At 68.0% G+C, this 21,829-nt stretch carries 19 protein-coding genes; 13 read left to right on the forward strand and 6 right to left on the reverse strand.

From position 1 onward, the window contains the following. Nucleotides 1-198 precede the first annotated feature (198 nt). From ACEN96_RS02570 to ACEN96_RS02580, 3 genes are all read left to right on the forward strand, one after another. Nucleotides 199-2,454 (forward strand): TonB-dependent receptor, encoded by a 2,256-nt coding sequence (locus ACEN96_RS02570; protein WP_495586490.1) that lies wholly within the window; start codon nucleotides 199-201, stop codon nucleotides 2,452-2,454. A 211-nt stretch (nucleotides 2,455-2,665) separates the two neighbouring features. Then, nucleotides 2,666-3,343: an orotate phosphoribosyltransferase gene (gene pyrE, locus ACEN96_RS02575; RefSeq protein ID WP_495586491.1), complete on the forward strand. Its 678-nt coding sequence runs from the start codon at nucleotides 2,666-2,668 to the stop codon at nucleotides 3,341-3,343. 56 nt (nucleotides 3,344-3,399) lie between these two features. Then, on the forward strand, nucleotides 3,400-4,068 hold the full coding sequence (locus tag ACEN96_RS02580) for a hypothetical protein (RefSeq protein ID WP_495586492.1): 669 nt from the start codon (nucleotides 3,400-3,402) through the stop codon (nucleotides 4,066-4,068). A gap of 66 nt (nucleotides 4,069-4,134) precedes the next feature. Here the strand turns inward: ACEN96_RS02580 and gatB are convergent, their stop codons facing one another. The 3 genes from gatB to gatC are packed head-to-tail and all read right to left on the reverse strand — an operon-like array spanning nucleotide 4,135 to nucleotide 7,392. Then, a complete protein-coding gene (gene gatB, locus ACEN96_RS02585) occupies nucleotides 4,135-5,589 on the reverse strand; it encodes an Asp-tRNA(Asn)/Glu-tRNA(Gln) amidotransferase subunit GatB (protein ID WP_495586493.1) in 1,455 nt (484 codons plus the stop codon). 16 nt (nucleotides 5,590-5,605) lie between these two features. Next, nucleotides 5,606-7,096 carry an Asp-tRNA(Asn)/Glu-tRNA(Gln) amidotransferase subunit GatA gene (gatA, locus tag ACEN96_RS02590; RefSeq protein WP_495586494.1) on the reverse strand — a complete coding sequence of 497 codons (1,491 nt, stop codon included), beginning with the start codon at nucleotides 7,094-7,096 and terminating at the stop codon, nucleotides 5,606-5,608. After that, entirely contained in the window at nucleotides 7,093-7,392 is a 300-nt protein-coding gene (gatC, locus tag ACEN96_RS02595; RefSeq protein WP_091730250.1) for an Asp-tRNA(Asn)/Glu-tRNA(Gln) amidotransferase subunit GatC, read from the reverse strand. The genes gatA and gatC overlap by 4 nt, the downstream gene beginning before the upstream one ends. 359 nt (nucleotides 7,393-7,751) lie before the next feature. On the opposite strand from gatC, the gene ACEN96_RS02600 reads away from it, so the two are divergent. From ACEN96_RS02600 to rodA, 5 genes are read left to right on the forward strand one after another with little or no spacing between them, the layout of a single operon-like run. Further along, on the forward strand, nucleotides 7,752-8,795 hold the full coding sequence (locus tag ACEN96_RS02600) for a rod shape-determining protein (RefSeq protein WP_067065883.1): 1,044 nt from the start codon (nucleotides 7,752-7,754) through the stop codon (nucleotides 8,793-8,795). 52 nt (nucleotides 8,796-8,847) lie between these two features. Continuing rightward, a complete protein-coding gene (gene mreC / locus ACEN96_RS02605) occupies nucleotides 8,848-9,822 on the forward strand; it encodes a rod shape-determining protein MreC (RefSeq protein ID WP_495586495.1) in 975 nt (324 codons plus the stop codon). Continuing rightward, on the forward strand, nucleotides 9,819-10,340 hold the full coding sequence (gene mreD, locus ACEN96_RS02610; RefSeq protein ID WP_495586496.1) for a rod shape-determining protein MreD: 522 nt from the start codon (nucleotides 9,819-9,821) through the stop codon (nucleotides 10,338-10,340). Before mreC ends, mreD begins: the two co-directional genes overlap by 4 nt. A gap of 22 nt (nucleotides 10,341-10,362) precedes the next feature. Beyond that, a complete protein-coding gene (mrdA, locus tag ACEN96_RS02615) occupies nucleotides 10,363-12,375 on the forward strand; it encodes a penicillin-binding protein 2 (RefSeq protein ID WP_495586497.1) in 2,013 nt (670 codons plus the stop codon). Next, nucleotides 12,372-13,526 (forward strand): rod shape-determining protein RodA, encoded by a 1,155-nt coding sequence (gene rodA / locus ACEN96_RS02620; RefSeq protein WP_495586498.1) that lies wholly within the window; start codon nucleotides 12,372-12,374, stop codon nucleotides 13,524-13,526. Before mrdA ends, rodA begins: the two co-directional genes overlap by 4 nt. On the opposite strand, the gene ACEN96_RS02625 is transcribed toward rodA, so the two are convergent. The 3 genes from ACEN96_RS02625 to ACEN96_RS02635 form a co-directional block, all read right to left on the reverse strand. Beyond that, nucleotides 13,527-14,090 carry a Uma2 family endonuclease gene (locus ACEN96_RS02625; protein WP_495586499.1) on the reverse strand — a complete coding sequence of 188 codons (564 nt, stop codon included), beginning with the start codon at nucleotides 14,088-14,090 and terminating at the stop codon, nucleotides 13,527-13,529. Nucleotides 14,091-14,240: 150 nt separating this feature from the next. After that, nucleotides 14,241-15,743 (reverse strand): sensor histidine kinase, encoded by a 1,503-nt coding sequence (locus tag ACEN96_RS02630; protein ID WP_495586500.1) that lies wholly within the window; start codon nucleotides 15,741-15,743, stop codon nucleotides 14,241-14,243. Between the two features lie 59 nt (nucleotides 15,744-15,802). Next, the gene (locus ACEN96_RS02635) at nucleotides 15,803-16,474 is read right to left on the reverse strand and encodes a response regulator (protein WP_343642968.1); all 672 of its coding nucleotides are present in this window, start codon (nucleotides 16,472-16,474) and stop codon (nucleotides 15,803-15,805) included. A gap of 316 nt (nucleotides 16,475-16,790) precedes the next feature. Here ACEN96_RS02635 and recA point away from each other — a divergent pair, with 316 nt between their 5' ends. The 5 genes from recA (at nucleotide 16,791) to ACEN96_RS02660 (ending at nucleotide 21,826) form a co-directional block, all read left to right on the forward strand. After that, nucleotides 16,791-17,834 (forward strand): recombinase RecA, encoded by a 1,044-nt coding sequence (recA, locus tag ACEN96_RS02640; RefSeq protein ID WP_495586501.1) that lies wholly within the window; start codon nucleotides 16,791-16,793, stop codon nucleotides 17,832-17,834. 55 nt (nucleotides 17,835-17,889) lie between these two features. Then, entirely contained in the window at nucleotides 17,890-18,405 is a 516-nt protein-coding gene (locus ACEN96_RS02645) for a regulatory protein RecX (protein WP_495586502.1), read from the forward strand. 411 nt (nucleotides 18,406-18,816) lie between these two features. After that, nucleotides 18,817-19,977 carry an ADP-forming succinate--CoA ligase subunit beta gene (gene sucC / locus ACEN96_RS02650; RefSeq protein WP_495586503.1) on the forward strand — a complete coding sequence of 387 codons (1,161 nt, stop codon included), beginning with the start codon at nucleotides 18,817-18,819 and terminating at the stop codon, nucleotides 19,975-19,977. Nucleotides 19,978-20,004: 27 nt separating this feature from the next. Further along, on the forward strand, nucleotides 20,005-20,898 hold the full coding sequence (sucD, locus tag ACEN96_RS02655) for a succinate--CoA ligase subunit alpha (RefSeq protein ID WP_495586504.1): 894 nt from the start codon (nucleotides 20,005-20,007) through the stop codon (nucleotides 20,896-20,898). 196 nt (nucleotides 20,899-21,094) lie between these two features. After that, nucleotides 21,095-21,826, forward strand: a complete 732-nt coding sequence (locus tag ACEN96_RS02660) for a TerC family protein (RefSeq protein WP_495586505.1) — start codon at nucleotides 21,095-21,097, stop codon at nucleotides 21,824-21,826. The last annotated feature ends 3 nt before the right edge of the window (nucleotides 21,827-21,829 follow it).

Below are 21,829 nucleotides of genomic sequence, written 5' to 3' on the forward strand. Positions count from 1 at the left end.
AGCGGCGGCCGGGTGCAGTATTTGGACAACACTAACGGCACCAGATTGGTGCCTGGGGTGACGTGTCGATGACGAACTTGCTAGATTCGCGTCCACCGCGCCACCACGCGCCCACATTTTTGCCATCTGTGAACCGGGCGACCCCTTGGTCTTGCAGTTGACGTCCCCCGGTTTTCCTTCCTTCCCCGGAGCTTCCTCATGAATCGATTCGCCACCCAGCGCGCTGCCCGTCCGGCGCTGCGCGAGGCCGCCGCGGCCGTGTCGCTGGCCGTGCTCGCCTGGCCCGCGCTGGCCCAGGAGGCCGACGCCCCCGCCAAGGAAAAGGGCCAGCTGGAGACGGTGACCATCACCGCCGAACGCCGCGTCGAGAACATCAAGGAAGTGCCCAACGCGGTCACCAAGATCTCGGGCGAGAAGCTGGACGTGCTGAACTCCGCCGGCCAGGACGTGCGCTTCCTGTCGGGCCGCGTGCCCAGCCTGAACATCGAATCGTCGTTCGGCCGCGCCTTCCCGCGCTTCTACATCCGCGGCTACGGCAACACCGACTTCCGCCTGAACGCCTCGCAGCCGGTCTCGCTGGTCTATGACGACGTGGTCCAGGAGAACCCGATCCTGAAGGGCTTCCCGGCCTTCGACCTGGCCGCCGTCGAAGTGGTGGCCGGCCCGCAGGGCACGCTCTATGGCCGCAACACGCCGGCCGGCGTGGTGAAGTTCGACTCGGTCAAGCCGTCGCAGCGCCAGGAGGGCTACCTCAACGTCTCCTACGGCACCTACGGCACGATGAACCTGGAAGGCGCCGCCAACGTGCCGCTGACCGGCGACTGGGCCGCGCGCATCTCGGCGCAGATCCAGCACCGCGACGACTGGGTCAAGAACCAGGTCCCGACCGGCAAGACCGGCGAGATGGAGGGCTACGACGACCGCGCCCTGCGCGTGCAGGCCCTGTACCAGCCGCACAAGGACTTCAGCGCGCTGTTCAACTTCCATGGCCGCGACCTGAAGGGCAGCGCGCGCCTGTTCCGCGCCTCGATCATCAAGCCCGGCACCAACGACCTGGTCGACGGCTTCGATCCCGAGAAGGCCTACACCGACGGCGTCAACGAGCAGACCCTGCACGCCACCGGCGGCAGCGCGCGCCTGCGCTGGGGCCTGGGCCAGATCAACCTGTACTCGATCACCGGCTACGAGTCGGTGCGCCCGTTCAGCCGCGGCGACGTGGACGGCGGCTATCTGTATGGCGGCACCAAGCCGTTCACGCAGGAAGGCCAGGCCGGTTTCCCGGCCGAGTCCTCCAGCTCGATGAGCGGTCATCGCCAGGTCACGCAGGAATTCCGCGTCGAATCCGCGACGCCCGGCCCGCTGCGCTGGCAGGGCGGCCTGTACTTCTTCGACGAGCGCTACACCGCCCGCAGCACCGACTACACGACCTCGACCGGCGCGGCCGCCGGCTATGTCGACACGTATCAGAAGAACACCGCCTGGGCGGCCTTCGGCTCGGTGAACTACGCGGTGACGCAGGACTTCTCGCTGCGCGGCGGCCTGCGCTACACGCACGACAAGAAGGACGTGAACGTCACCAGCAGCTACAGCGACCTGAACACCAGCACCGGCGTGTCGGCCCACACCGCCGACAAGAAGTGGAACTGGGACGTCTCCGGCACCTATGCGGTGACCAAGGACACCAACCTGTACGCGCGCGTCGCGACCGGCTTCCGCGCCTCGTCGGTGCAAGGCGCGTCACGTTTCGCCGGCCAGTCGCAGGCGACGCCGGAAAACGTCACTTCCTATGAGGTGGGCGTGAAGTCGGACTTCTGGGACCGTCGCGCGCGCCTGTCGGCCAGTGCCTTCACCTACACCGTCAAGGATCTGCAGCTGACCGCCGTCGGTGGCCAGAACAACGCGAACCGTCTGCTGAACGCCAAGAAGGCGAGCGGCAACGGCGTCGAGCTGAACCTGGAACTGCTTCCGGTCGACCAGTTGCTGATCACCGTCGGCGGCAGCCTGAACAACACCAAGATCAAGGATCCGAGCCTGTCGCTGCCCGCCTGCGGCGGCGGCTGCACGATGACCGATCCGCTGGTGGCGGGCTCGACGACCAACTACAGCATCGACGGCAATCCGCTGCCGAACGCGCCGAAGTGGGTGGCCAACCTGACCGCGCGCTATGCGTTCCCGACCGCGGCCGGCAACGAGTTCTACATCTACACCGACTGGGCCTACCGCTCGAAGGTCAACTTCTTCCTGTACGAGGCCAAGGAGTTCACCGGCAAGGCGCTGACGGAAGGCGGCCTGCGCGGCGGCTACATCTGGAACAACGGCAAGTACGAGGCGGCGGTCTTCGTCCGCAACATCACGAACCAGATCCGCATCACCGGCGCGATCGACTTCAACAACAACACGGGCTTCATCAACGACCCGCGGACCTACGGCGTGCAGTTCAAGGCGATCTTCTGATCGGCTGAACGGCGCGGGCGCCGCGGCTGCGGCCGCCGCCCTGCAAGAAGCAGGCCCGCTCCGGCGACGGAGCGGGCCTTCTTTTTGCTTTGTCATGCCTGCATGCCTGGATTCCAGCGACAGCCCGCGCTGTAACGCCTCCGGGCCGCGCCAGACCCGCGTCCTACAATTCCGCCCCAATTTCACTGTCACGTTTCCACGTCGCGCCGCCATGACCACCGCCGCTCCCCAGGACACCCTGGCCCAGGAATTCGTCGCCTTCGCCGTGGACACCGGCGTCCTGCGCTTCGGCGAGTTCAAGACCAAGGCCGGCCGCCTCAGCCCCTACTTCTTCAACGCAGGGCTGTTCGATGACGGCCTCAAGATCGGCCGGCTCGCGCAGTTCTACGCGCAGCGCCTGCTGGAGTCGGGACTGGCGTTCGACATGATCTTCGGCCCCGCCTACAAGGGCATCACGCTGGCGGCGGCCGTGTCGATCGAGCTGGCGCGCCTGGGCCACAACAAGCCGTTCGCCTACAACCGCAAGGAAGCCAAGGACCATGGGGAGGGCGGCACGCTGGTCGGGGCCAAGGTGCAGGGCCGCGTGCTGATCATCGACGACGTCATTTCCGCCGGCACCTCGGTGCGCGAGTCCATCGCGATGATCCAGGCCGCCGGCGCCACGCCCTGCGGCGTGACCATCGCGCTGGACCGCCAGGAGAAGGCGGCCGAGAACGGCCAGGACCTTCCGTGGTCGGCAGTACAGTACGTGCGCGACCAGCTGAAGCTGCCGGTTGTCGCCATTGCAGGGCTCTCGGACTTGCTCCAGTATCTGCAGACCACCAGCAGTGCCGCCGTCTCCGCCCATGCGGCGGCGGTCCATGCCTACCGCGACCGCTACGGAGTCTGATGCGTCCCTCGATCTCCCGCCGCCCGCCGTGCCCGCGACCAGCCGCGCCCTTGGCGTTGGCCGGCCTCCTGATGCTGGCCTGCGGTCTTGCGGATACCGCCGTCGCGCAGCAGGCCAAGCCGCCCTCGACCATCTACACCTGCAACACCTCCGACGGCCGCCGGCTCACCTCCGATCGCCCGATCCCGGAATGCCAGGCGCGCGAGCAGCGGTTGCTGAATTCCGACGGCTCGGTGCGCAAGATGGTGCCGCCGTCGATGTCGCCCGAGGAGCAGGCCGTCGCCGATCAGCGCAAGCGCGCCGAGGAAGTGCAGCGCGCCGCCCAGCAGGACGCGATCCGGCGCGACCGCAACCTGCTGCAGCGCTATGCCGACCAGGCCGCGCACCAGCGCGCGCGGGAAGCGGCGCTGGACGACGTCCGCGAAGCGATGCAGCAGTCCGAGAAGCGCCTGCAGGCGCTCGCGGCTGAACGCAAGCCGCTGCTCGACGAGGTCGAGTTCTACAAGGGCAAGCGCGTGCCGTTCAAGCTGCAGCACCAGCTCGAGACCAATGAAGCCGCCGCGGCCGCGCAGCGTGAATCGATCGAGAACCAGAAGGCCGAGATCGGGCGCGTGAACAAGTTCTATGACGAGGAGCTGTCGCGCCTGAAGCGGCTGTGGGCCGGGGCCGCGCCAGGCTCGCTGGAAAAGCCGGCGCCGCTGGCGGCGTCCGCCAGCGGCCGCTGAAAGCGCCGACCCAAAGAGAAACGCCGGTGGATCGCTCCACCGGCGTTCTGCTTTTCAGGGGCCGGATCAGGCGCCGAGCTTCTTCTTCAGCAGCTCGTTCACGGCGGCCGGATTGGCCTTGCCCTTGGTCGCCTTCATCGCCTGGCCGACCAGCGCGTTGAAGGCCTTCTCCTTGCCGGCGCGGAACTCCTCGACCGACTTGGCGTTGGCCGCCAGCACCTCGTCGAGGATGCGCTCGAGTTCGCCGGTGTCATTGGATTGCTTCAGGTCCTTGGCCTCGATGACGGCGTCGACGTCTGTGCCCTGCCCGGTCCACAGCGCCTCGAACACCTGCCTGGCCGAGTTGTTGGAGATCGTGCCGTCCTGGATGCGCTGGATCAGCGCCGCCAGCAGCGCCGGCGTCACCGGCGCGCTCTCGATGCCGCGCTCCTCGGCGTTCAGCCGGCGCGAGACCTCGCCCATCAGCCAGTTCGCCACCAGCTTGGGCGCGCCGCAGGCGTCGCGCGCGGCCTCGTAGAAGCGCGCCATCGCCAGGCTCTGCGTCATCATCGTCGCGTCGTAGGCGGGCAGGCCATCGGCCTGCTGGAAGCGCGCCGCCATCACGGTTGGCAGCTCCGGCATCTCGCCGCGCACGCGCTCCACCCAGTCGGCGCCGATCATCAGCGGGGGCAGGTCCGGGTCCGGGAAGTAGCGGTAGTCGGCTGCATCCTCCTTGGTCCGCATCGCGCGCGTCTCGCCGGTGTCCGGGTTGTAGAGCACCGTCGCCTGCTGGATCTCCAGGCCGTCCTCGATCTGGTCGATCTGCCAGTTGACCTCGTAGTTCACCGCGTCGACCAGGTAGCGGAAGCTGTTCAGGTTCTTGATCTCGCGCCGCGTGCCGAAAGGCTCGCCGGGCTTGCGCACCGAGACGTTGACGTCGCAGCGGAACGAGCCCTCCTGCATGTTGCCGTCGCAGATGCCCAGCCACATCACCAGCGCGTGCAAGGTCTTGGCGTACTCGACGGCCTCGGCGCTGGAGCGCATCTCGGGCTCCGAGACGATTTCCAGCAGCGGCGTGCCGGCGCGGTTCAGGTCGATGCCCGACTGGCCGTGGTAATCCTCGTGCAGGCTCTTGCCGGCATCCTCCTCGAGGTGGGCGCGCGTCAGCTTCACGACCTTCTTCTCGTCGCCGACGAAGAACTCGATCTGGCCGCCCTGCACGACCGGGATCTCGTACTGGCTGATCTGATAGCCCTTGGGCAGGTCCGGATAGAAGTAGTTCTTGCGCGCGAAGATCGACAGCGGCGCCACCTTCGCGCCGACCGCCAGGCCGAAGCGGATGGCGCGCTCGACGGCGCCGCGGTTCAGCACCGGCAGCGTGCCGGGCAGCGCCAGGTCCACCGCGCTGGCCTGCGTGTTGGGGGCCGCGCCGAACGCGGTCGACGAACCGCTGAAGATCTTCGAGACGGTCGAGAGTTGGACGTGGTTCTCCAGGCCGATGACGACCTCGTAGCCCCGCACCAGTTGGCTGTTCTTGCTCATCGCTTGCTCGTTGTCCTTACACGCCCGCCGGGGTCTGGCGGTGCCAGCCGGTGGCCTGCTGCAGCGCATGCGCGGCGTGCAGCAGCGTGCCTTCCTGGAAGTAGTTGCCCAGCAGCTGCAGGCCCACGGGCATGCCGCCCTCGCCCAGTCCCACCGGCACGCTCATGCCGGGCAGGCCGGCCAGCGAGCCGGGCAGCGTGAAGATGTCGGCCAGGTAGGCCTTGACCGGATCGTCCGCGCCCTCGCCCTGCTTCCAGGCCACCGTCGGCGCGACCGGCCCGGCGATCAGGTCGCACTGCTGGAAGGCCTGCTGGAAGTCGTCCGCGATCATGCGGCGCAGCTTCTGCGCCTGCAGGTAGTACGCGTCGTAGTAGCCATGCGAGAGCACGTAGCTGCCGATCATGATCCGGCGCTTGACCTCGGCGCCGAAGCCCTCGGCGCGGGTCTTCTCGTACATGTCGATCAGGTTGCCGTAGTCCTTGGCGCGGTGCCCGAACTTCACGCCGTCGAAGCGCGAGAGGTTGGAGCTCGCCTCGGCCGGCGCGATGATGTAGTAGACCGGGATGGCCAGCTCGGTGCGGGGCAGCGAGACGTCGACCAGCGTCGCGCCCAGCTTCTCCAGCTCCGCCAGGCCGGCGCGCACCGCGCCGTTCACATCGGACGAGAGGGCGGCCGGGAAGAACTCCGCGGGCAGGCCGATGCGCAGGCCCTTGAGCGGCTGCGCGGCGGTGGCGCCTTCGCGCGCGGCCAGCATCCGGGCATGGAAGTCCTGTGGCGGCTGCTGGACGCTGGTGGCGTCGCGCTCGTCGAAGCCGCTCATCGCCGACAGCAGCAGCGCGCAGTCCTCGGCCGAGCGCGCCAGCACGCCAGCCTGATCCAGGCTCGACGCGAAGGCGATCATCCCGTAGCGCGAGCACACGCCGTAGGTCGGCTTGATGCCGGTGATGCCGGAGAAGCTGGCCGGCTGACGGATCGAGCCGCCGGTGTCGGTGCCGGTCGTCGCCGGCACCAGGCCCGCGGCCACCGCCACCGCCGAGCCGCCCGAGGAGCCGCCCGGCACGCGCGTGCGGTCCCACGGGTTCAGCGCCTTGAAGTAGGCGCTGTTCTCGTTGGCCGAGCCCATCGCGAACTCGTCGCAGTTCAGCTTGCCCAGCGACACCGTGCCGGCGGCGTTCAAGCGCTCGACGACCGTGGCGTCGAACGGGCTCAGGTAGCCCTGGAGCATCTTCGAGCCGGCCGTGGTCGGCATGTCGCGGGTGACGAAGATGTCCTTGTGCGCCAGCGGCACGCCGATCAGCGCGCCGGCCTCGCCGCGGGCCAGACGCGCGTCGGCCTCCTTGGCGCGCGCCAGCGCGTAGGCCTCGTCGACATGCAGGAAGGCGCCCAGATCCTTCGCCGCGGCAACACGCGCAAGCAGATGTTGCGTCAGTTCGGTGCTGGAGACGCTCTTGGCGCGCAAGGCGCGGCCCAGCTCGGCCACGCCGAGGGTGTGCAGGGGCGAGGTCATTCGATGACTTTCGGGACCAGGAACAGGCCGTCCTCGACGGCGGGAGCGCTGCGCTGGTTGAGCGCGCGCTGGTCGGTTTCGGTGACGCGGTCCTCGCGCAGCCGCAGGGCCACTTCCTGGACCGCCGACAGCGGCGTGTAGAGGGGATCGACGCCGCTGGTGTCGACCGCGCTCATCTGCTCGACGATCGAGAAGAAGCCGTTGAGCTGCGGCAGCAGGGCGGCCTGCTCGTCGCCGGAAAGTTCCAGCCGCGCCAGTTTGGCGATCCGGCTGACATCGTCGTGGGTGAGTGCCATGGGAATGTGCTGAGGGGACCGTCGCCGCTGATGCCGCCTTGCGCGGCGCGCAAACGCCGAACGCTGACGGAAGGCTTGCCGACGGGCCAAACCAGGGGGTGATCAGTTATTATCCCCGCTTATCTCCATAGGCCGGGGCTGCTGCTGCAGCCTCGTTGCTTATGGCAAGGAATCTCGCTCGCGCGGACGCCGCCGGTCCGCGCGGTTACCCGACAAGAACCGCCCCGAATCGCAGCCGCCCGGACAGAACGCAGACGAACGCCGCCTGATGTCGTCGAATGCCGCCGATTGCGTGTAGTTCGACGTTGACCGGCGGCTCCAGGTGCCGAAGCGTCCTGACCCGGGCCTAGCCCACACACATGCTCGCCTCACTGCGCCGCTATTTCTCCACCGATCTCGCCATCGACCTGGGCACCGCCAACACGCTGATCTACGTCCGCGGCAAGGGCGTGGTGCTCGACGAACCCTCCGTCGTCGCCATCCGCCATGAAGGCGGCCCCAACGGCAAGAAGACGATCCAGGCCGTCGGCCACGAGGCCAAGGCCATGCTGGGCAAGGTGCCCGGCAACATCGAGGCGATCCGCCCGATGAAGGACGGCGTGATCGCCGACTTCGTGGTGACGGAGCAGATGATCAAGCAGTTCATCAAGATGGTGCACGACACCAAGCTGCTGCGTCCCTCGCCCCGCATCATCATCTGCGTCCCCTGCGGCTCCACGCAGGTCGAGAAGCGCGCGATCCGCGACGCCGCGCTGGGCGCCGGCGCCTCGGAGGTCTACCTGATCGAGGAGCCGATGGCGGCGGCGATCGGCGCCGGCCTGCCGGTCTCGGAGGCGTCGGGCTCGATGGTGATCGACATCGGCGGCGGCACGACCGAGGTCGGCGTGATCTCGCTGGGCGGCATGGTCTACAAGGGCTCGGTCCGCGTCGGCGGCGACAAGTTCGACGAGGCCATCATCAACTACATCCGCCGCAACTACGGCATGCTGATCGGCGAGCCGACGGCGGAGTCCATCAAGAAGAACATCGGCTCGGCCTTCCCCGGCTCCGAGGTCAAGGAGATGGAGGTCAAGGGCCGCAACCTGAGCGAAGGCGTGCCGCGCAGCTTCACCATCTCGTCCAACGAGATCCTGGAAGCGCTGACCGACCCGCTGAACCAGATCGTCTCGGCCGTGAAGAACGCGCTGGAGCAGACCCCGCCGGAGCTGGGCGCCGACATCGCCGAGCGCGGCATGATGCTGACCGGCGGCGGCGCGCTGCTGCGCGACCTGGACCGGCTGCTGGCCGAGGAGACCGGCCTGCCGGTGCTCGTCGCCGAAGACCCGCTGACCTGCGTGGTCCGCGGTTGCGGCATGGCCCTGGAGCGCATGGAGCGCCTGGGCTCGATCTTCACCAACGAGTGATGGGTGCGGCCTTCGGGCCGCTTTGCGTTGAATCTCCTCTGCTGAGATCTACATGCCTCTCGGCACACTGGATCGCAATCCGCCACCGCTGTTCCGTGAAGGCCCGTCCGCGCTGACGAAGCTGGCCTTCTGCGCCGCGCTGGCGGTGTTCCTCATGGTCGCGGATTCCCGCTTCCAGATCACTGCCCCGGCCCGCGCGGGGCTGGCGCTCGCGCTGCATCCGCTGCAGCGCGCGCTGCTCGCGCCCGTCGACGCCTGGGAGCAGGCCGGCGACTACGCCCGCGGCATGGAAAAGGCCACCGAGGCCGAGAACCAGGCCCGCCAGCAGCTCGCCTCGCAGGCTGTGATCCTCAGCCGCGCCGCGCAGCTGCAGGCCGAGAACACCCGGCTGCGCGCGCTGCTCGACCTGCGCGAGGCGCTGCCGGTGAAGGGCCTCGCCGCCGAGGTGCTCTACGAGGCCCCGGATCCGTTCTCGCGCCGCATCGTCATCGATCGCGGCAGCCATCGCGGCGTGCGGCTCGGCGCGCCGGTGGTGAACGACGCCGGCGTGCTCGGCCAGGTCACGCGCGTCTATCCGCTGTCCGCCGAGGTCACGCTGCTCACCGACCGCGACGCCACCATTCCCGTGCTCAACACCCGCACCCAGCAGCGCGGCGTCGCCTATGGCGGCGAGCGCGGCGTGATGGAGCTGCGCTTCATCGCCGCCAACGCCGACATCAAGCCCGGCGACGCGCTCGCGACCTCGGGCCTGGACGGCCTCTATCCGCCGGGCCTGCCGGTGGCGAAGGTCACCGAGGTCGAGCGGCGCGGCGACACCAGCTTCGCCCGCGTGGGCCTGGCGCCGGTGGCGCAGCCCGACAGCGCCCGCCACGTGCTGGTGCTGGAGCCGCTGCAGGGCCAGGAGGCCGCCCGCATGGAAGCCGCGCAGGAAGCGGCCAGCGCCGCGGCCGCCACGGCCGCCGAAGCCGCCAGCCGGCCGCGCGGCCGCGCGTCCGCGGCATCCGGCCCGAAGGGAGGCAACCGATGATCATGCCGCGCGGCGCGAGCCAGCTGCTGCTGCCCGCCAACCCCCTGTTCATCGCGTTCAGCCTGGTCGTCGGCCTCTTGATCGACATGGTGCCGGTGGGCCGCCAGCCCTGGATGCCGGACGTGCTCGCGCTGGTCCTGGTGTTCTGGAACGTGCATCAGCCGCGCCGCGTCGGCGTCGGCTGGGCCTTCGTCTTCGGCCTGATGATCGACGTCCATCACGGCGCGCTGCTGGGTCAGCACGCGCTGGCCTACAGCCTGCTGGCGTTCGGCGCGGTCGCGCTGCATCGCCGGCTGCTGTGGTTCTCGCTGGGCGCGCAGGCGCTGCACGTGCTGCCGCTGTTCGTCGCGGCGACCGCGATCGCCGTGATCGTGCGGCTGCTCGTGGGCGGCATGTGGCCGGGCTGGGGCCTGGTGCTCGCGCCGCTGCTGCAGGCCGCGCTGTGGCCGGTGACCGCGGCGCTGCTGCTGGCGCCGCAGCGCCGCGCGCCGGATCCCGACGCGCACCGTCCGCTCTGAGCGCGCCGAGGACGGGCCCGCGATGACGGTCATCAAGAACCTCCAGGCGGAGCTCAGCCGTTTCCGGCTGCGGCTGGTCGCGGCCGCGCTCTTCGTGCTGTTCTGCTTCTGCCTGCTGATCGCGCGGCTCTCGTATCTGCAGATCACACAGCATGACACGCTGCTCGAGCGCGCCGAGACCAACCGCGTGTCCGTCGTCCCCATCGTCCCGAACCGCGGCCTGATCGTCGATCGCAACGGCGTGGTGCTGGCGAGCAACTACTCGGCCTACACGCTGGAGATCACGCCGTCGAAGGTGCCGGACCTGGAGCGCACGATCGACGGGCTCTCGGCGGTCATCGACATCCAGCCGCGCGACCGCCGCCGCTTCAAGCGGCTGATGGAGGAGAGCAAGAACTTCGAGTCGCTGCCCATCCGCACCAAGCTGACCGACACCGAGGTCGCGCGTTTCGCCGCGCGGCGTTTCCGCTTCCCCGGCGTGGACATCAAGGCGCGGCTGTTCCGCAGCTATCCGCTGGGCGATGTCGGCTCGCACCTGCTAGGCTACATCGGCCGCATCAACCAGGCCGAGAAGAAGGCGATGGACGACTGGTCCGAAGAGGACGTGGCCAACTATCGCGGCACCGAGTACATCGGCAAGTTGGGCCTGGAGCAGGCCTACGAGCGGGAGCTGCACGGACAGACCGGCTTCGAGGAGATGGAGACCAGCGCCGGCGGGCGCGCCGTGCGCCGGCTGCGGAACCGGCCGCCGACGCCGGGCAACACGCTGCATCTCTCGGTCGACATCAAGCTGCAGGCGCTGGTCGAGCGGCTCTTCGGCGAGCGCCGCGGCGCGCTGGTCGCGATCGACCCGCGCAACGGCGAGGTGCTGGCCTTCGTGTCCAAGCCGACCTTCGACCCCAACCTGTTCGTCGACGGCATCGACGCCGACAGCTGGAAGGACCTCAACGAGGACATCGACAAGCCGCTGCTCAACCGCGCGCTGCGCGGCACCTATCCGCCGGGCTCGACCTTCAAGCCCTACATGGCGATGGCCGCGCTGAACACCGGCAAGCGCGCCGCCAGCGTGGTGATCCAGGACAACCTGACCTACAGCTTCGGCGGCCGCGTCTTCGGCAGCGCGACTGGCGACCGCGCGGGGCCCAAGGACATGCGGCTGGCGATCGTGACCTCGTCCAACGTCTACTTCTACTCGCTGGCCAACGAGATGGGCGTGGACCTGATCCACGACCAGCTCGAGCCCTTCGGCTTCGGCCGCAAGACCGAGATCGACCTGCTCGGCGAAGTCACCGGCATCCTGCCCAGCACCGAGTGGAAGCGCCGCGCCTACAAGCGGCCGGAGCAGCAGAAGTGGTTCGCGGGCGAGACGATCTCGCTGGGCATCGGCCAGGGCTACAACAACTTCACGATGCTGCAGCTGGCGACCGCGATGTCGACGCTGGCCAGCGGCGGCGAGCGCTACCGGCCGCGGCTGGTGCGCGAGATCGAGGACGTCGTGAAGCATGCGCAGCGGCGCACCGCGAGCGACGCGCTGGAGCCGCTGGCGCTGCGCCGCGCCGACGTCGACGTGATCCGCAACGCGATGCACGACGTGACGCTGGAAGGCACATCGCGCGCGGTGTTCGCGGGCGCGCAGTACCAGAGCGCCGGCAAGACCGGCACGGCGCAGGCGGTGGGCCTGCGCGCCGGCCAGACCTACAGCAGCATCAAGGCGGATGAGCGCAAGCGCGACCACTCGCTGTACATCTCGTTCGCGCCCTACCAGGCGCCGACGATCGCGCTGGCGGTGATCGTCGAGAACGCCGGCTTCGGCTCCGAATCGGCCGCGCCGATCGCGCGCCGCGTGTTCGACTACGTGCTGACCGGCCAGTACCCGAGCGAAGAGGACATCGCCAAGGTGCGGCTCGGGCAGGTCGGCGCGCCGATCGGCACGCCGCGCCGCGTCGAGGACGTGCCCTTGCCCGGCGCGCCGGCGAGCGCGCCCGAGGCGGCCGCCTCCGCCGCGCCGCGCCCCAACCCGGGAGCCTCACGATGAGCGCCGTCTTCAACAAGCCCAGCCTGCTGCAGCGCGTGAAGCCGCTGTTCCAGGGCTTTGATGTGCCGCTGCTGCTGGCGATGTTCTGGCTCATGGGCCTGGGCCTGATGTGCATGTACTCGGCCGGCTACGACCACGGCACGCGCTTCGTCGATCACGCCCGCAACATGGTGCTGGCGATGGGGGTGCTGTTCGTGACGGCGCAGGTGCCGCCGCAGCGGCTGATGCAGCTGGCGTTGCCGCTGTACACGGTCGGGGTGACGCTGTTGGTGGCGGTGGCGCTGTTCGGCGTCACGAAGAAGGGCGCGACGCGCTGGCTCTATGTCGGCACGCAGATCCAGCCGTCGGAGCTGCTGAAGATCGCGGTGCCGCTGATGCTGGCCTGGTGGTTCCAGAAGCGCGAGGGCCAGTTGAGACTGCCCGATTTCGTCGCCGCGTTCGTCCTGCTGGTGGTGCCGGTCGGCCTGATCGCGAAGCAGCCGGACCTCGGCACCTCCTTGCTGGTGCTGGGCGCGGGCCTGTACGTGATCTTCTTCGCCGGTCTGTCCTGGAAGCTGATCATCCCGGCGCTGGTGCTCGCGGGCGCCGGCATCACCGCGCTGGTCTTCAGCGAGGACCAGATCTGTCAGCCCGACGTGAAGTGGATCGTCCTCAAGGACTACCAGAAGGACCGCGTCTGCACGCTGCTGGACCCGACCAAGGATCCGCTGGGCAAGGGCTTCCACATCATCCAGGGCGAGATCGCGATCGGCTCCGGCGGCGTGACCGGCAAGGGCTTCATGAAGGGCACGCAGACGCACCTGGAGTTCATCCCGGAGCGGACCACCGACTTCATCTTCGCCGCCTACGGCGAGGAGTTCGGCCTGATCGGCGCGCTGGGGTTGCTGGTCGGATTCACCGCGCTGATCCTGCGCGGGCTGGCCATCGCGCACGAGGCGCCGACCTTGTTCTCGAGACTGCTCGCGGGCGCGATCACGCTGAGCTTCTTCACCTACGTGTTCGTGAACATGGGCATGGTGACCGGCATCCTGCCCGTGGTGGGCGTGCCGCTGCCGTTCATCTCGTACGGGGGAACGGCGATGGTGACGCTGGGGCTGTCATTGGGGATGCTGATGTCGATCGCCAAGAGCCGCGGGGGCACGCAGCGCTGATCAGGCGGCGTCACCGACGTCCTCGAAGATGACAGCGCCTGGGAGCGCCAGGTCGATCGATGCGAGGTGAACGACATCCAACCCGGAGTACCGGGCGACCTCCCAGGCGCCGCTCCCGGTGCGGCGGTGGACATGGGTGGTGCGATGCGACCAATCCACCAGCATGTACTCGCGCAGGGCCGTCAGATGGCGGTACAGGGCGAATTTGCCATTGCGGTCGAAGGAGGCCGTCGAGGGCGAAAGTACCTCGACCAGCAGGGGGCACTGCTCCATCGCGCGGGAGCGGCGATCCTTCTCGCAGTGGACGAGCACGTCGGGGATCAGGCAGTTGTGGTCGTTGCATTTCACGTCAACGGACGGGAGCGCCTTGCAAGGCGTCCCGCGCAGATGGCTCCGGAACGCAGTGGCGATGTTCAATACCACCGTCTGATGTTCCGCGCTGGCGCTTTCCATCACGACCACTTGGCCGTTGATCAGCTCGTATCGCCGGTCATCGCCGGATTCCCAGTTCAGGAATTCATCGGTGGTCATTCGCATTGCTGCCATCGGGAGTTGGTAGGCCATGAAGTCACCTGCTTCTGTAGGGGGAGGAAGCAGCGATTCTTCGAGGGGGTTCGGCGGTTGTCGTTGACCTTGATTGAGGCGTGATTGCCCGTCGGCTGCCGGTTCAAGGCATCGGATGACCGATGTGTGGAGGATGACCCGGAAAGCGGTTCAGTGCGCGCCGTTGGACAACGGGTGCGCGGCGAAGCGCACCGTGAATCGCGCGCCCGGCCCCGCGCCTTCCGCCTCCGCCTGGCGGCGCGCACGCGTGTCGTCGACGGTGATCTCGGCATCGTGCTGCTGGACGATCTCCCGCACGATCGCCAGGCCCAGGCCCGATCCATCGACGTTGGTGCCCAGCGCGCGATAGAACGGCTGGAACACCTGCTCGCGCTCCGCCTCGGCGATGCCCGGCCCCGAGTCCTCGACCTGCAGCACGCAGACCTGCCCGAACGGGTCCTCGACCACGCGCACGGTGATCGTCCCGCCACTTGGCGTGTACAGCAGCGCGTTGTCGACGAGGTTGCGGATCAACTCCCGGATCAGCAGCGGATGGCCGTGGATGCGCAGGCCCGCCTGGCTCGCTTCCGGCCCCTCGTAGCCGAGGTCCAGCCGCTTCTCCATCGCGCGGGGCACGAAGTCGCGCACCGTCTCGATCGCCAGCACCGCCAGGTTCACCTCGCTGCGCCGCGCGGCGTGCTCCTGGTCCTCGGCCCGCGCCATCGCCAGCAGCTGATTGACCATGTGGGCCGCGCGCTGGCTCGACACCGCGATCTGCTTCAGCGAACGCCGCAGCTCCGCCGGCGAGCTCCGGCCCTCGTCGATCTCGCGCTGCGCCAGCTCGGCCTGCGTGCGCAGTCCCGCCAGCGGCGTCTTCAACTGGTGCGCGGCGTCGGCCAGGAAGTGCTTCTGCGCGCGGATCGATTGATCGAGCCGCTCGAGCAGGTCGTTGATCGCCTGCACCAGCGGCGCGACCTCGTCCGGGATGCGCTGCTCGTCGATCGGGCTCAGGTCGGAGCTGTCGCGCGAGCGGATGCGCCGCTGCAGGTCGTTCAGCGGCGCGATGCCGCGCGCCAGCGCCAGCCACACCAGCAGCACCGCCAGCGGCAGGATCACGAACTGCGGGAGGATCACGCCCTTGATGATCTCGTTGGTCAGCCGCGAGCGCTTGCCCAGCGTCTCCGCGACCTGCACCAGCATCATCTTGTCGCCACCCCCCATCCCCTCGGGCACCACCCACAGGTAGGACACGCGCACGGCTTCGTTGTTGACCTCGTCGAAGCGGCGGTTCACCTCCCACGGCACGATCGGCGGCTCGACCTCCGGCACGGGCAGCTGGGCGTCGCCGCTGAGCAGCTCCCCGCGCAGTCCCAGCACCTGGTAGTAGATGGTGTCCGACTCGTCGGCGCGCAACAGCGCGGCGGCCTCGGGCGCGAGCGCGTAGCGGGAGCGTCCCTTCTTCGCCGCGTCGCCGGGACCGGGCTCGGTCACGACCTGGAGGCCGAGCCGCCTCGCCATCTCGTCGAGCTCGCGGTCATACGGCTTGTTGGCGATGCCTTGCGCCACCAGCCAGGTCAGCGCGACGCTGATCGGCCAGATGACCAGCAGCGGGGCGAGCATCCAATCGAGGATCTCGCCGAACAGCGAGCGATGGCCGGACGATTCAGCCGCCATGCCGCATGCCGTCGTTCGGGGGTGCCGCCGCCCTCATGGCCAGGCTGGCGACGGCGCCGTCAGCCGGGGATCTTCTCAAGGCAGTAGCCCAGCCCGCGCACCGTCGCGATGCGGATCGGGCCCTGCTCGATCTTCTTGCGCAGGCGGTGGATGTAGACCTCGATCGCGTTGTTGCTGACTTCCTCGCCCCATTCGCACAGGCGTTCCACCAGCTGGTCCTTGCTGACGAGCCGCCCGGCGCGCTGCAGCAGCACCTCGAGCAGCGACAGCTCGCGCGCCGACAGTTCCACCATCTGGTCATTGATGTACGCGACGCGGCCGGTGGCGTCGAAGGTCAGCGGGCCGTGGCGGATCACGCTCGACGCGGTGCCCAGCCCGCGGCGCGTGAGCGCGCGCACGCGCGCCTCCAGCTCCTGAAGCGAGAACGGCTTGGCCATGTAGTCATCGGCGCCGAGGTCCAGCCCCTTGACGCGCTCCTCGATGCTGTCGGCCGCGGTCAGGATCAGCACCGGCAGGGCCGAGCCGCGCGCGCGCAGCCGGCGCAGCACCTCGAGTCCGTGCAGCTTGGGCAGCCCCAGGTCGAGGATGAGCAGATCGAACTCATGGGAAGCGAGGGCCGCGTCGGCCTCGCTGCCGCTGCCGACCTGATCGACGGCGCAGCCCGATGCCCGCAGCGAGCGCAGCAGGCCGTCGGCCAGGACCTGGTCGTCTTCGGCGATCAAGATGCGCATATGTCGTCCCCTCTGGTCATGAAGACATTCTAGGGAGCGGTCCACCGTGCCTCCCTAGGCGTTTCCGAGCCGTCCGCCAGAGGGTGGCAGCGGGTCTGGGGTCAGGCCCGCGACAGGTTTGCGGGGGGGAGGGATCCCCCCGATGGCGGAAATGGGTGGGGATCGTGGCGCTGGCTCATCCCATGAGCCACTGGCTGCCTAAGATGCCTCCATCGACCGACGCACGAGCCGCGCCGCGACTCGGCGGGCTCGACAAAGTACTGTACAGATATACAGATTGCGCCATAATCCGCCGCAGCCAACAGGAGAAGATTGCATGGACGCCCCCGTGAAGAACGCCAACACCGAAAAAGCCAAGGCCCTGCAGGCCGCCCTCGCCCAGATCGAAAAGCAGTTCGGCAAGGGCTCGATCATGCGGCTGGCGGAAGGCGAGAAGATCGAGGACATCCAGGTGGTCTCCACCGGCTCGCTGGGCCTGGACATCGCGCTGGGCGTCGGCGGCCTGCCGCGCGGCCGCGTGATCGAGATCTACGGTCCGGAATCCTCGGGCAAGACCACGCTGACGCTGCAGGTCATCGCCCAGATGCAGAAGCTGGATGGCGTGTGCGCCTTCATCGATGCCGAACACGCGCTGGACGTGCAGTACGCGCAGAAGCTGGGCGTGAACCTGCAGGAGCTGCTGATCAGCCAGCCCGACACCGGCGAACAGGCGCTGGAGATCGTCGACTCGCTGGTGCGCTCCGGCTCGGTCGACCTGATCATCATCGACTCGGTCGCCGCGCTGACGCCGAAGGCGGAACTCGAGGGCGAAATGGGCGACGCGCTGCCCGGCCTGCAGGCCCGCCTGATGAGCCAGGCGCTGCGCAAGCTGACCGCCACCATCAAGAAGACCAACTGCACCGTCATCTTCATCAACCAGATCCGGATGAAGATCGGCGTCATGTTCGGCTCGCCCGAAACGACGACCGGCGGCAATGCGCTGAAGTTCTACGCGTCCGTGCGTCTGGACATCCGCCGCATCGGCTCGATCAAGAAGGGCGAGGAGGTCATCGGCTCCGAGACCAAGGTCAAGGTGGTCAAGAACAAGGTCGCGCCCCCGTTCAAGACGGCGGAGTTCGACATCCTCTACGGCGAAGGCATCAGCCGCGAGGGCGAGATCATCGACATGGGCGTGACCGCCAAGATCGTCGACAAGTCCGGCGCCTGGTATGCCTACAGCGGCGAGAAGATCGGCCAGGGCAAGGACAACGCCCGCGAGTTCCTGCGCGAGAACCCGGATCTGGCCGTCGAGATCGAGAACAAGATCCGCGAATCGCTGGGCATCCCGCTGCTGGGCGCCGCGCCCGGCGATGCCGAGTAATCGACCCGCCAGCAAGGGGGCGGGCGGTCCGCCTTTGTCCTTGAAGGCGCGGGCGGTGGCCCTGCTCGCTCAGCGCGAGCACAGTGCGATGGAACTGCGGCGCAAGCTGCAGCGCATCGCGCGAGACCGGCGGTCAGCCGAGGCGGCCGCGGCGACCGGTGAAGCCGGACGAATCGATGGGCCGCTCGACGAGGAAGACGTTGGCGGCCTCGACGAAGAGGTCGACGCGGTACTGGAATGGCTCAAGGCCAACGGTTATCTCGACGAATCCCGCTTTGTCGAATCACGCATTCACCTGCGCTCGCAGCGCTTCGGGCAACGACGCATCGAGCAGGAGCTGGCGCAGCACGGGTTGTCGATGGATGCGGAGCAGCGCTCGACGCTTGCCGCCGGCGAACTCGATCGCGCGTGTGATCTGGTGCGTCGCAAATTCGGCGATGGCGCGCCGGCCGACGCGGCCGCCGAAGCCAAGCGCCTGCGCTTCCTGATGGGCCGGGGATTCGGCCACGAGTTGGCCCGCAAGGCCGTGCGGCGGGTCGCCGCCGGGCTGGACCGCGATCCTGACGCCTGAACCGGCGACATCGCCGCCGCGGGCGCGAAACCGCCCGAAACTTCGTGCGTCATGAGCACCTTGCGGCCGGCTGACAAGCCCACGCCGGTGCGCGTCTCAACCCCGCCAAGGGCTTGATGCAACGCAGCATGCTACATTTTCGGCTTCGCAAATCAGCCCGCCGGCGTTCGTCCGCGGGCGTGTTTTTGCGTGTTTGCATCGGTTTATGTCTTCCATCGCCTCCCCCGAGCGCCATCCGCCGCATCGTCGTCGACCCGTCGACGCGCGGTTCTATGGCCGCGACGACGGGGTCCTCGTCACGGAGGCCCGGCTGAGTCCGGCGCTGCAAACCTCATCTCAACGCCAGCATCGCGGATCGGCCGCGGCGCCGGCGGCCTCTTCCTGATTTCATCCATCAAGCGAGACCTCCCTATGAAGATTCACGAGTACCAGGGCAAGGAAATCCTGCGCCAGTTCGGCGTGCCGGTGCCGCGCGGCATTCCCGCGTTCACGGTGCAAGAAGCGGTCGAAGCCGCGCAGAAACTGGGCGGCCCGGTCTGGGTGGTCAAGGCGCAGATCCATGCCGGCGGCCGTGGCAAGGGCGGTGGCGTCAAGCTGGGCAAGAGCCTGGATGACGTGAAGGCGCTGTCCGAGCAGATCCTGGGCATGCAGCTGGTCACGCACCAGACCGGCCCGGAAGGCCAGAAGGTCCGCCGCCTGTACATCGAGGAAGGCGCGGACATCAAGAATGAGCTGTACGTCTCGCTGGTGACCGACCGCGGCACGCAGAAGGTGGCCTTCATCGCGTCGAGCGAGGGTGGCATGGACATCGAGGAAGTCGCGCACTCGACCCCCGAGAAGATCATCACCGAGTACATCGACCCGCTGACCGGCATCACGACCGAGCAGTCGAAGAAGATCGCCGCGGCCATCGGCCTGACCGGCGCTTCGGTGGACCAGGCCGTCGACCTGTTCGCCAAGCTCTACAAGTGCTACATGGACACCGACGCGTCGCTGGTGGAAATCAACCCGCTGAACTGCGACTCCAAGGGCAACCTGATCGCGCTGGACGCCAAGTTCAACTTCGACGCGAACGCCCTGTTCCGCCACCCGGAAATCGTCGCCTACCGCGACCTGGACGAAGAGGATCCGGCTGAAGTCGAGGCCTCCAAGTTCGACCTGGCCTACATCTCGCTGGACGGCAACATCGGCTGCCTGGTGAACGGTGCCGGCCTGGCCATGGCCACGATGGACACCATCAAGCTGTTCGGCGGCGAGCCGGCCAACTTCCTGGACGTCGGCGGCGGCGCCACTGCCGAGAAGGTCACCGAGGCCTTCAAGATCATGCTGAAGAACCCCGAGGTGAAGGGCATCCTCGTGAACATCTTCGGCGGCATCATGAAGTGCGACACCATCGCCGAAGGCGTCATCACCGCCTGCAAGGCCGTCAACCTGAGCGTGCCGCTGGTCGTCCGCATGAAGGGGACCAACGAAGAGCTGGGCAAGAAGATGCTGGCCGAGTCCGGCCTGCCCATCATCGCCGCCGACACCATGGCCGAAGCCGCGACCAAGATCGTCGCCGCAGTCAAGTAAGCCGCAGACCCAGCCAAGGAATACGACATGAGCATCTACATCAACAAGGACACCAAGGTCATCACCCAGGGCATCACGGGCAAGACCGGTCAGTTCCACACCCTGGGCTGCCAGGCCTACGCCAACGGCAAGAACGCGTTCGTCGCCGGCGTGAACCCCAAGAAGGCGGGCGAGAAGTTCTCGGACATCCCCATCTACGGCACCGTGAAGGAAGCCGCTGCCCAGACCGGCGCCACCGTGTCGGTGATCTACGTGCCGCCCGCGGGCGCCGCCGCCGCGATCTGGGAGGCTGTCGAGGCCGACCTGGACCTGGCGATCTGCATCACGGAAGGCATCCCCGTCCGTGACATGCTGGAAGTGCGCAACAAGATGAAGGCCAAGGAGCTGGCGGGCGGCAAGAAGACGCTGCTGCTGGGCCCGAACTGCCCCGGCCTGATCACGCCCGACGAGATCAAGATCGGCATCATGCCCGGCCACATCCATCGCAAGGGCCGCATCGGCGTGGTCTCGCGCTCCGGCACGCTGACCTATGAAGCGGTCGCCCAACTGACCGAGATCGGCCTGGGCCAATCCTCGGCGGTCGGCATCGGCGGTGACCCGATCAACGGCCTGAAGCACATCGACGTGATGAAGGCCTTCAACGACGATCCGGACACCGACGCCGTCATCATGATCGGCGAGATCGGCGGCCCGGACGAAGCGGAAGCCGCGCGCTGGTGCAAGGCCAACATGAAGAAGCCGATCGTCGGCTTCATCGCGGGTGTCACCGCTCCTCCCGGAAAGCGCATGGGCCACGCCGGCGCGCTGATCTCCGGCGGCGCCGATACCGCCGATGCCAAGCTCGCCATCATGGAAGAGTGCGGCTTCACGGTCACGCGCAACCCGTCGGAAATGGGCAAGCTGCTGAAAGGCCTGCTGTAATCGACAGGAAAAACCTGATGCTGGAAGGCGTTGGTGCGTAATTTCACGCAAGCGTCCTCCAGGGGGTGGCGCGGACAATCGTCCGCACCCCTCGAATGAATGAAGGGGCCCTCGGGCCCCTTTTCTCGTTCGTCCCTCCAACGCTTTAGACTGGGCCTTCGCCGCGCGCGAGGTGCCTGGCGCGGGTTCCTCCTCCATGGACATGCTCACCAGCCCCGAGTTCTGGCTTGCCGTCGGCCAGATCATCATGATCGACATCCTGCTGGGTGGCGACAACGCCGTCGTCATCGCGCTCGCGTGCCGCAAGCTGCCGCCCAACCTGCGCACGCGCGGCATCCTGTGGGGCACCGCCGGCGCGATCGTGCTGCGGGTGGTGCTGATCTTCTTCGCGCTGACGCTGCTGAAGCTGCCCTTCCTGAAGCTGGTCGGCGGCGCGTTGCTGCTGTGGATCGGCATCAAGCTGCTGCTGCCCGAAGGCGAGGACGACCACTCGAAGATGGAAGCGAGTGACAAGCTCTGGGGCGCGGTGAAGACGGTCATCATCGCGGACTTCGTGATGAGCCTGGACAACGTCATCGCGATCGCCGGCGCCGCCGAAGGCGCGGGCGGCAGCCATCAGATGCCGCTGGTGATCTTCGGCCTGCTGGTGTCGATCCCCATCATCGTCTGGGGCAGTCAGCTGGTGATCAAGCTGATGGACAAGTTCCCGATCGTGATCACGCTGGGCGCGATGCTGCTCGGCTGGATCGCTGGCACGATGGTCGTCACCGATCCGGCGCTGAACGCCTGGCTGCCGATGCAACCGGGCGACAAGCCGGGCACGACCGAGGTGCTGCCGCAGCTCTATTACGCCCTGGGCGTGGGGGGCGCGCTGTTCGTGCTGCTCGTCGGCAAGGTGCTGGCCGCGCGCCGCCCGGTCGAAGCCTGACGA

It is taken from the genome of Roseateles sp. Mitsp63, assembly GCF_059491535.1.